Here is a 9,128-nt window from a genome sequence, read left to right on the forward strand (position 1 = left end):
AAGCGAGAACCATGCATATCGGCATCGACGTCGGCGGCACCAACACGGACGCAGTGCTCATGGACGGCACGCGAGTACTCGCGGGCGTCAAGCACTCCACCACCCCGGATGTCACGAGCGGCATCGTGCAGGCGATCGAAGACCTGCGATCGGGCCACGCATTCGCGGGCACCGACATCGACGCGGTCATGATCGGCACGACCCACTTCATCAACGCCCTCGTGCAGGCCAAGCGCCTCGCCCCGACGGCGGCCCTCCGTCTCGGCCTGCCCGCGACGAAGGCGCTGCCGCCGCTCGTCGACTGGCCGGCGCCGCTCGTCGAGGCGATCAACGCGAAGAGCTACCTCGCGCACGGCGGCTACGAGTTCGACGGCCGCCCGATCTCCCCGCTCGACCCCGAGGAGCTGCGCGGCCACGCTGCGGACATGAAGGCCAACGGCATCCGCTCGGTCGCGATCTCCTCGGTGTTCAGCCCGGTCAACCACGACCTCGAGGTCGAGGCCGGCCGCATCATCGCCGAGGAGCTCGGACCCGACGTCGCCATCTCGCTCTCGCACGAGATCGGCCGCATCGGCCTGCTCGAGCGCGAGAACGCGACGATCATCAACGCGGCGCTGCGCGAACTCGCGTCGGAGATCGTCGACGGCCTCACCGCCGCCGTGCGCAAGCAGGGCATCGAGGCGCCCATCTTCCTCAGCCAGAACGACGGCACCCTCATGGACGAGGACTACGTGCGCCTCTACCCCGTCGCCACCTTCGCGTCGGGCCCGACGAACTCGATGCGCGGCGCCGCCCTCACGAGCGGCCTCGACACCTGCGCCGTCGTCGACGTCGGGGGCACGACCGCCGACATCGGCCTGCTCATCAACGGCTTCCCGCGCGAGACGTCGAACGAGGTCAAGGTCGCGGGCATCCGCACGAACTTCCGCATGCCCGACGTGCTCTCGCTCGGCATCGGCGGCGGCAGCATCGTCGACGTCGAGACGGGCGAGGTCGGCCCGGAGTCGGTCGGCTACCGCCTCACGACCGAGGCACTGGTCTTCGGCGGCTCGACCCTGACCGCGACCGACATCGCGGTCGCCGCGGGCCGCGCCGAGGTGGGCGACGCCTCGAAGGTCGCGCACCTCGATCCGGCGCTCGTCGAGCGCGTGCTCGCACGCATCGCGGAACGCGTCGCCGAGGCCGTCGACCGCATGCGCACCTCCCCCGAGCCGATCCCGGTCGTCGCCGTCGGCGGCGGCTCGATCCTGCTGCCCGATGCCCTGCCGCTCTTCGGCGGGGTGCACCGACCCGAGAACTACGCCGTCGCGAACGCGATCGGCGCCTCGATCGCCCAGGTGGGTGGCGAGATCGACAAGGTCTACGCGATCGAGCCGGGCCGCCGCGAAGAGGCGCTCGCCGCGGTGCGCGCCGAGGCCGTCGACAAGGCGATCGCCGCCGGCGCCTCGCCCAGGTCGGTCGCGATCGTCGACTTCGACGAGGTCCCCATCCCGTACCTGCCGGGCAACGCCACGCGCATCCGCGTCAAGGCCGTCGGCGACCTCGACATGGGGGCGTGACATGAGCTGGACGATCACGGCCGCCCAGATCCCCGACGTCGCCCGCGGGGCCGCGGTACTCGGCACCGGCGGCGGCGGCGATCCCTACATCGGCGCGCTGCTCGCGACGCAGGCGCTGCGCGAACACGGCGACGTCACGGTCGCCTCGCTCGACGAGGTGCCCGACGACGCGGTCGTGCTGACCGTCGCCATGATGGGCGCTCCGACCGTCATGGTCGAGAAGCTGCCGAGCCTCGACGAGGTCACCGCGCCCGTGCATGCGCTCGGCACCTACCTCGGCCGCCCGGTGACGCACATCGCGTGCGCCGAGGTCGGCGGCGTGAACTCCACGATCCCGATCGCGGCCGCTGCCGCACTCGGGTTGCCGCTGCTCGACGCCGACGGCATGGGCCGCGCCTTTCCCGAGCTGCAGATGGTGCTGCCGACCCTCTACGGCGTCACCGCCTCACCCCTCGCGTTCAGCGACGAGAAGGGCAACACGGGCGTGCTGCAGACGGTCGACAACAGCTGGACCGAGCGCATCGCGCGCGTCGCCTGCGTCGAGATGGGATGCTCCGTCATGATCTCGGGCTTCTCGATGTCGGGCGCCCAGGCGCGTGAAGCGCTCGTGCCCGACTCGCTCACGCTCTGCGCCGAGATCGGCCGCACGATCGTCACGGCACGCGCCGAGAAGGCCGACCCGGTCGACGCCGCCGTTCGCCTGCTCGGCGGCCGCGAGCTCTTCGCGGGCAAGGTCGTCGACGTGCAGCGCGCGACCACGACCGGCTTCGCCCGCGGCAGAGCGCGCATCGAGGGCGCGGATGCCTCGGTCACCCTGTCGTTCCAGAACGAGCACCTGATCGCCGAGTCCGACGGCCGCATCCTCGCGACCACCCCCGACCTGATCATGGTGCTCGACCACGACTCCGGTGAGCCGATCACGACCGAGGCACTGCGGTACGGACAGCGGGTGCGCGTGATCAGCGCGCCGAGCGACGAGCGCTGGCACTCGTCGGAGGCGCTCGCGATGGTGGGCCCCGGGTACTTCGGCTACGACCTGCCCTCGCACCGCTTCGACGGAAGCGTCGAGACGCCAGGCGGGGCATCCGTGGAGGCGGCCGCATGAGCTGGCAGCTGACCGCGGCCGACCTGCCCGACCTCGCGCGCGGCGCGACCCTGCTCGGCACCGGCGGCGGCGGTGATCCGTACATCGGCAAGATGCTCGTCGAGCGGGTGCTCGGCGACGGCTCGATCACGATCCTCGACCCCGACGAGCTCGACGACGACCTCTTCGTCATCCCCACGGCCCAGATGGGCGCGCCGACCGTGATGATCGAAAAGATCCCGGCGGGCACCGAGCCGACGCTCGCACTCCGCACCCTCGAGGAGCACCTCGGCAGGAAGGCGGATGCCACGATGCCGATCGAGTGCGGCGGGATCAACTCGATGATCCCGCTCGTCGTCGCGGCCGAGACCGGGCTCCCGGTCGTCGACGCCGACGGCATGGGCCGTGCATTCCCCGAGCTCTCGATGGAGACGTTCGCCGTGTACGGCGTGCACGGCTCCCCGCTCGCACTCGCGGGCGAGCGCGGCGAGCAGGTCATCATCGACACCGGTGACGACGACCGCCAGATGGAGTGGCTCGCGCGAGGCATCACGATCCGCCTCGGCGGCGTCGGGCACATCGCCGAGTACGCGATGAGCGGCGCCGACGTGAAGCGCACGGCGGTTCCGCGCACCATCTCGATGGCGCTCGCGCTCGGCCGGGCCATCCGCCTCGCCCGCGAATCGCACCGTTCGCCGTTCGAGGCGATCGCCGACACCCTCGCACCGACGCTCTACTCGCACCTGCGGGAGCTCTTCGTCGGCAAGGTGACCGACGTCGAGCGACGCACGACCGACGGGTTCGCGAAGGGTCGCGCGGTGATCTCGCCGCTCGATCCGGCGAGCGCGGAGACGTTCGAGATCTCGTTCCAGAACGAGAACCTCATCGCCCGGCGGAACGGGGAGGTCGTCGCGATCGTGCCCGATCTCATCTGCGTCGTCGACCACGAGTCGGCCGAGCCGATCACCACCGAGGGTCTCAGGTACGGCCAGCGGGTTCGCGTGCTCGGCATCTCGACACCCGAGATGATGCGCACGGCCGGGGCGCTGCAGGCGTTCGGACCGTCGGCTTTCGGGCTGGCCGACCCCTTCGTGCCCGTGGAGTCGCGCGCCTAGGCTTGAGACATGGCGAGAACCCTCGAGCACGCGCAGTTGCCTGCGCTCGCGCGGGGGTTCTCGCTGCTCGGCTCGGGCGGCGGTGGAGCGACGACCATGCTCGAGCTGGCGCTGGTCGATGACGAGCACTGGCCGGTCACGCTGCACGAGCTCGACGACCTCGACCCCTCGCTGCCGTGCCTCGGTGCGGCCTTCGTCGGCTCGACGATGCTGCTCGGCGAACGCCTGCCCGGAGCCGCACCGTTCGGACGACTCATCGCCGCCGCCGAACGCTGGCTCGGTCACCCGGTGCCCGTGGTCTGCTCCCTCGAGGGCGGGGGCCTGAACGGGCTCACCCCGTTCACGCTCACCGGCGACCGGCTCCTCGTCGATGCCGACCTCACCGGCCGGGCGGTGCCCGGTCTCGACCAGATGTCGTTGCTCGTCGACCGGGTCCCCGGGGTGATCGCCGCGTGCGACACCGGGGCCGGCGGCGTGATGCTCGTCGAGACCGACCGGCCGATCGACCTCGAACGCGTGATCCGGTCGGCCACGATCCAGGCCGGCGGGGTCGGCGGCACGGTCTTCGCCGGGTTCACGGTGGGAGACCTCGTCGAGCACTCGGTGCACGGCGGCACCCGGCGCGCCCTCGAGCTCGGCGCCGCTTTCCTCCGCGCACGGTCGGCTCCCCTGCCCGAACTGGCGGCGGCCCTCGGCGGCCGGCTCCTCGGCCAGGGGCGCATCACGGCCGTCGAGCCCGACGCCCGCGATCCCCATGTCAATTCGATCGGCGTCGACGGCGACCGAGGCCAGGTGCACCGCATCGTCACGCGCTCCGAGACGCTCGCGTTCATGACCGACGGGCGCCTCGAGGCATCCGCTCCGACGATCATCGTCGTGCTCGATGCGGTCTCGCGGGACATCCTCGAGGTCACGGACCTCACCCTCGCGCGCACCATCGCCGTGCTCGAGCTGCCGGCGCCGGGCTGGTGGTCGGAACGCGGCGAGCGCCTGCGCCACGTCGTGCCGTCCGCGTACGGCCTCGCCGACCTCGACGGAGCCGCATGAACGAGGACCTCAGGCTGAGCGCACTGCTCGCCCATCCCGCGAACGGTGGCCTGCGGGTCGTCGCCGGACCGACGGATGCCTCGTGGGCCGACGTCGTCATCGAGACCGCGGAGGCCGCGCTGCCCGATCGCGGCGCCGCCGGCATCGCGATCCTCACCGCTCCGCCTCCCGCCACCCCGTGGCAGCAGGACGCCCTCATCCGCCGCACCCGCGACCGCGGGTTCCTGGCGCTCGCGGTGCCCGGCGCCGAGGGGTTCGGCGCCGGTACGCGCGCCCTCGCCGCTCGGCTCGGGCTCTCCCTCCTGCACGTCGACAAGCCGATGCAGCTCGCGAAGGCGTGCTGGCACCTGATCGAGGCGCGCGACGCGCTCACCCTCGGCTACGTGCGCAAGGTCGCCCAGTCGATCGAGTATCACGCCGAGGGGCTCTCCGACCTGTTGCGGCACCTGAGCTCGAGCGTCGGCCACGGCATCGCGCTCGTCGACTCCGAGGGCGTGCTGCTCGAGGCCGGCGGGCGGCTCGATGCATCCGTGCACGCGGCGATCGACTTCGCGCCGTGGCTGGATCTCGCGAGGTCGGGCGTCGGCGCCGCGGCGTCCGTTCGCGTCGACAGCCCGAGCCGCGAGGGGCTGCGCATCGCCTTCTTCGGCGACGGGCTCAGCGACCCGCAGCTGAGCGCACTCGCGGTCGCGGCCGAGGTCGCGATGCCCGCGGTGGCCGCTCGGATCCTCATCGATGAGGTCGCCGAGGTGAGCGACGCGTCGGTGTCGTCGGCGGTGCTGCGCGACTTCGTCGACCTGCGCGGTGCCCCCGATCCCGACGTGGAGCGCCGAATGCTCGAGCGGGGGTGGCGCACCGCCGGCTACCACCTCGCCTTCCGCGTCATCGGCCGCGCTCGGCTCGACACCTTCCAGCTCCTGCGCTTCGTCACGCGAGAACTCGGCACCTTCTCCGCCGACTCCCACGCCACGACGAGCGGGCGCGGGGTGACCGGATGGCTCACCTTCGCCGAGCCTCCCCCCGCCCAGCAGGTCGAGGGGCACATCACCGCCCTCCGAGGGCTCCACGTCGCCGCACGCCGCGACTTCAACGTCGCAACCGGCGTGGGGTCGCTCGAGAGCGGATCGGCCGGGCTCACGGAATCCCTCAGCGAGGCTGCGGATGCCGCGCGCATCGCCGTCGATCGTTCGGCGACGGGGTGGTTCGTGCGCGTCGACGGCCTCGGGCTCGAGCAGCTGCTGCTCGCATGGACGGGCAACGACACCTTCGTCCCGGCCGCGAGGTCGCTGCTCGCCCCGCTGCAGGACGGCGGCGGCGAACTGCTCGAGACGCTGTCGGCCTACCTCGACCACGAGTCGGGCATCGCGGCGACCGCGGCCGCGCTGGGCCTGCACCGCAACACCGTCTCGACGCGCATCCAGCGCGCCCAGGAGCTGCTCGGCGTCGACATGGCCGACCCCGAGGCGCGGCTCGCACTGCATCTCGCGTGCCGGGCCGTGCGCGAATCGGGCTGACCCGGCTCAGAGCCGCTGCGCTCCCGTACCGTGCTCGCCGAGCTCGTCGTCGGGGTTCAGCAGGCGGCACGCCTTCATCGAGAGGCAGCCGCAGCCGATGCATCCGGTCAGCTCGCGCTCGAGCTGCTCGATGCCGAGGCGGCGCAGCTCGAGCTGCCGCTTCCATCGGCGTGATGCGGCCTGCCAGTCCGCGTGACTCGGGGTCGTGTCGAGCGGCACGTTCTCGAACGCCGTCTGCACGTCGGAGAGCGGGATGCCGAGTCGTTTCGCGACCGAGATGAGCGAGACCCGGCGCAGCATGTGCCGCGGATAGCGGCGCTGGTTGCCTCCGGTGCGGTGCGAGGCGATGAGGCCGAGGTCTTCGTAGAAGCGCAGCGCCGACGGCGCCACGCCCGTGCGGCGGCTCATCTCGCCGACGGTGAGCAGCTCGTCGGGAGCGTGCTTCCCGATCGCGGCCGGTTCGGCCTCGAGCTCGTCATGCTGCGACATCCGCACCCCCGTTTTGACTTCAAGGGTACTTGAGGTTTTACGGTGGAGGCATGCGAATCGTGAAATCGGTGATCGCCCCGTGACCTATGTGATCGCGCTGCCGTGCGTCGACGTGAAGGACAAGGCCTGCATCGACGAGTGTCCCGTCGACTGCATCTACGAGGGTGAGCGCTCGCTCTACATCCACCCCGACGAATGCGTCGACTGCGGTGCCTGCGAACCCGTCTGCCCCGTCGAGGCCATCTACTACGAAGACGACCTGCCCGACATGTGGGCCGACTACTACAAGGCGAACGTCGAGTTCTTCGAGATCTCGACGGGCGCCGGCCCGGCGCTCGGCTCACCGGGCGGCGCGGCGAAGACCGGCATGCTCGCCTTCGACCACCCGATCATCGCGGCCCTGCCGCCGCAGGAGGCGCACGCATGACGGATGCCGCGACCGCGCGCCCGGCCATCACCACCGCCGACGCGTTCAAGGCCGCGTTCCGCGACCACCCCGCCGGCGTCGCCCTCATCACGGGCATGACGCCGGTCGGACCCGTCGGCCTCACCGCGTCGAGCGTCGCCTCGGTCTCGGCCGAACCGGCCGCCCTCTCGTTCTCGGTGACCCGCGCGACCGGCTCGGCCGGCGCGCTGCTCGCGGCCGACAGCGTGGTGGTCCACTTCCTCGGCGCCCAGCACGTCGACGTCGCCCGCGCCTTCGCCCACTCGGGCCGGCCGCGCTTCACCGCCGAGCAGGGCTGGTCGTGGCTCGAGACCGGTGAGCCGTGGCTCGCCGACTCCCCCGCGGCGCTCCGCTGCCGTACGCTGCACGTGGTGCCCGTCGGCGGTTCGTCGCTCGTCGTCGCTGAAGTGCTCGACGTGTTCCTCGGCGAACCGGCTCCGTCGCTCGTGTACCGCGATCGCCGATTCCACCGCATCGACCACTCCGCCCCAGAACTCTGACTCCCGTCACCCGCCGCATCGCACCCGCGATCGGCACACCGAAAGGAAGCATCCGGATGCCCGCCTATTCACTGCCTGAACTGCCCTACGACTACTCCGCGCTCGACCCGCACATCTCGGCGACGATCATGGAGCTCCACCACTCGAAGCACCACCAGGCCTACGTCACGGGTGCGAACACCGCGCTCGAGCAGCTCGCCGAGGCCCGCGAGAGCGGCAACCTCGCGAACGTCAACAAGCTCGAGAAGGACCTCGCGTTCAACCTCGGCGGCCACATCAACCACAGCGTGTTCTGGCAGAACATGTCGCCCGACGGCGGCGGTTCCCCCGAGGGCGAGCTGGCTGCGGCGATCGACGACGGCTTCGGTTCGTTCGACGCGTTCCGCGCCCACTTCACCGCGACCGGGCTCGGCGTGCAGGGATCGGGCTGGGCCGTGCTCGCCTGGGACAGCGTCGGCGCCCGCCCCGTGATCTTCCAGCTCTTCGACCAGCAGGGCAACGCGCCGCTCGGCGTGACCCCGCTGCTGCAGCTGGACGTCTGGGAGCACGCGTACTACCTCGACTACCGGAACGTCCGCGCCGACTACGTGAAGGCCTTCTGGGAGATCGTGAACTGGGCCGACGTGCAGGCGCGGTTCACGGCCGCCAGCACCGCCACCACCGGTCTCATCGTGCCGAGGGCCAGCTGAGCACTCCGCCCGAACCCCCTCGCGCGCCACGGCGCCGGCGGAGACCCCGCCGGCGCCCGTCGGTCGCGCTCCTCGCGGTGCAGCTCCGGCGCTACGGACTGCTCGCGCTGATCCTCCTCACGGCGATCGGCACGCTGATCGCCTGGTTGAACCAGTAGCCCGGCACCGCGCCTCGGCTAGGATGGGAAGTTCTTTGCCAGACGACCCCACGGGGTCGCCGAGAGGGAGGAACTCCCCGATGACCACGGACTCCGTTTGGATGACCCCTGCCGCGCTGGAGCGGCTCGAAGCCGAGCTCGCCGGGCTCTCCCGGCCCGGCCGGACCCTGACCGACACCGAGCAGGCCCGAGCCACGGAGCTCCGCGCGATGGTGCGCAACGCCGAGGTGGGCCTGAAGCCCGACGACGGACTCGTCGAGCCCGGCATGCGCATCACCGTGCGATTCGACGACGACGCCGAACCGACGAGCTTCCTGCTCGGCAGCCGCGAGCTCGCCGACCTCGACGAGAGCGTCGACCTCGACGTGTACTCGCCCACCTCGCCGCTCGGCTCCGCGATCACCGGCCGCTACGTCGGCGATGCCGTCACCTACCAGGCACCGAACCGCCCCGTGCTGGTCACCGTGCTCGAAGCGGTGCCGTTCGGCTGAGCCACCACGATCGAGCGGATGCCGCGGGCGACTGTCG

10 protein-coding genes are annotated in these 9,128 nt (G+C 71.5%); 9 read left to right on the forward strand and 1 reads right to left on the reverse strand.

The features are described from left to right. The first annotated feature begins 11 nt into the window (after nt 1-11). The 5 genes from ACFTQE_RS14535 to ACFTQE_RS14555 are packed head-to-tail and all read left to right on the forward strand — an operon-like array spanning nt 12 to nt 6,319. Nucleotides 12-1,559: a hydantoinase/oxoprolinase N-terminal domain-containing protein gene (locus ACFTQE_RS14535; protein ID WP_376925743.1), complete on the forward strand. Its 1,548-nt coding sequence runs from the start codon at nt 12-14 to the stop codon at nt 1,557-1,559. A gap of 1 nt (nt 1,560) precedes the next feature. Further along, nucleotides 1,561-2,664 (forward strand): DUF917 domain-containing protein, encoded by a 1,104-nt coding sequence (locus ACFTQE_RS14540; RefSeq protein ID WP_376925744.1) that lies wholly within the window; start codon nt 1,561-1,563, stop codon nt 2,662-2,664. Next, entirely contained in the window at nt 2,661-3,758 is a 1,098-nt protein-coding gene (locus ACFTQE_RS14545) for a DUF917 domain-containing protein (protein WP_376925745.1), read from the forward strand. The genes ACFTQE_RS14540 and ACFTQE_RS14545 overlap by 4 nt, the downstream gene beginning before the upstream one ends. A gap of 9 nt (nt 3,759-3,767) precedes the next feature. Continuing rightward, on the forward strand, nt 3,768-4,805 hold the full coding sequence (locus ACFTQE_RS14550) for a DUF917 family protein (protein WP_376925746.1): 1,038 nt from the start codon (nt 3,768-3,770) through the stop codon (nt 4,803-4,805). Next, nucleotides 4,802-6,319, forward strand: a complete 1,518-nt coding sequence (locus tag ACFTQE_RS14555; protein WP_376925747.1) for a PucR family transcriptional regulator — start codon at nt 4,802-4,804, stop codon at nt 6,317-6,319. Before ACFTQE_RS14550 ends, ACFTQE_RS14555 begins: the two co-directional genes overlap by 4 nt. A 6-nt stretch (nt 6,320-6,325) precedes the next feature. Here the strand turns inward: ACFTQE_RS14555 and soxR are convergent, their stop codons facing one another. Beyond that, on the reverse strand, nt 6,326-6,808 hold the full coding sequence (soxR, locus tag ACFTQE_RS14560) for a redox-sensitive transcriptional activator SoxR (protein ID WP_376925748.1): 483 nt from the start codon (nt 6,806-6,808) through the stop codon (nt 6,326-6,328). Nucleotides 6,809-6,887: 79 nt separating this feature from the next. Here soxR and fdxA point away from each other — a divergent pair, with 79 nt between their 5' ends. From fdxA to ACFTQE_RS14580, 4 genes are all read left to right on the forward strand, one after another. After that, the gene (fdxA, locus tag ACFTQE_RS14565; protein WP_376925749.1) at nt 6,888-7,235 is read left to right on the forward strand and encodes a ferredoxin; all 348 of its coding nucleotides are present in this window, start codon (nt 6,888-6,890) and stop codon (nt 7,233-7,235) included. Then, nucleotides 7,232-7,753, forward strand: a complete 522-nt coding sequence (locus tag ACFTQE_RS14570) for a flavin reductase family protein (RefSeq protein ID WP_376925750.1) — start codon at nt 7,232-7,234, stop codon at nt 7,751-7,753. The genes fdxA and ACFTQE_RS14570 overlap by 4 nt, the downstream gene beginning before the upstream one ends. A 56-nt stretch (nt 7,754-7,809) precedes the next feature. After that, the gene (locus tag ACFTQE_RS14575) at nt 7,810-8,442 is read left to right on the forward strand and encodes a superoxide dismutase (RefSeq protein WP_376925751.1); all 633 of its coding nucleotides are present in this window, start codon (nt 7,810-7,812) and stop codon (nt 8,440-8,442) included. Nucleotides 8,443-8,680: 238 nt separating this feature from the next. Next, nucleotides 8,681-9,091 (forward strand): GreA/GreB family elongation factor, encoded by a 411-nt coding sequence (locus ACFTQE_RS14580; protein WP_376925752.1) that lies wholly within the window; start codon nt 8,681-8,683, stop codon nt 9,089-9,091. Nucleotides 9,092-9,128: the final 37 nt, after the last annotated feature.

The sequence above is a fragment of the Agromyces sp. NPDC056965 genome (genome assembly GCF_042673425.1).
Classification (GTDB): domain Bacteria; phylum Actinomycetota; class Actinomycetes; order Actinomycetales; family Microbacteriaceae; genus Agromyces.

Bases quoted from the DNA above. Each gene is read 5' to 3' on its own strand.
- ACFTQE_RS14555 (WP_376925747.1), top strand. From the start codon at position 4,802: ATGAACGAGGACCTCAGGCTGAGCGCACTGCTCGCCCATCCCGCGAAC.
- ACFTQE_RS14580 (WP_376925752.1), top strand. From the start codon at position 8,681: ATGACCACGGACTCCGTTTGGATGACCCCTGCCGCGCTGGAGCGGCTC.
- ACFTQE_RS14535 (WP_376925743.1), top strand. From the start codon at position 12: ATGCATATCGGCATCGACGTCGGCGGCACCAACACGGACGCAGTGCTC.
- ACFTQE_RS14570 (WP_376925750.1), top strand. From the start codon at position 7,232: ATGACGGATGCCGCGACCGCGCGCCCGGCCATCACCACCGCCGACGCG.
- ACFTQE_RS14540 (WP_376925744.1), top strand. From the start codon at position 1,561: ATGAGCTGGACGATCACGGCCGCCCAGATCCCCGACGTCGCCCGCGGG.
- ACFTQE_RS14575 (WP_376925751.1), top strand. From the start codon at position 7,810: ATGCCCGCCTATTCACTGCCTGAACTGCCCTACGACTACTCCGCGCTC.
- soxR (WP_376925748.1), bottom strand. From the start codon at position 6,808: ATGTCGCAGCATGACGAGCTCGAGGCCGAACCGGCCGCGATCGGGAAG.
- ACFTQE_RS14545 (WP_376925745.1), top strand. From the start codon at position 2,661: ATGAGCTGGCAGCTGACCGCGGCCGACCTGCCCGACCTCGCGCGCGGC.
- ACFTQE_RS14550 (WP_376925746.1), top strand. From the start codon at position 3,768: ATGGCGAGAACCCTCGAGCACGCGCAGTTGCCTGCGCTCGCGCGGGGG.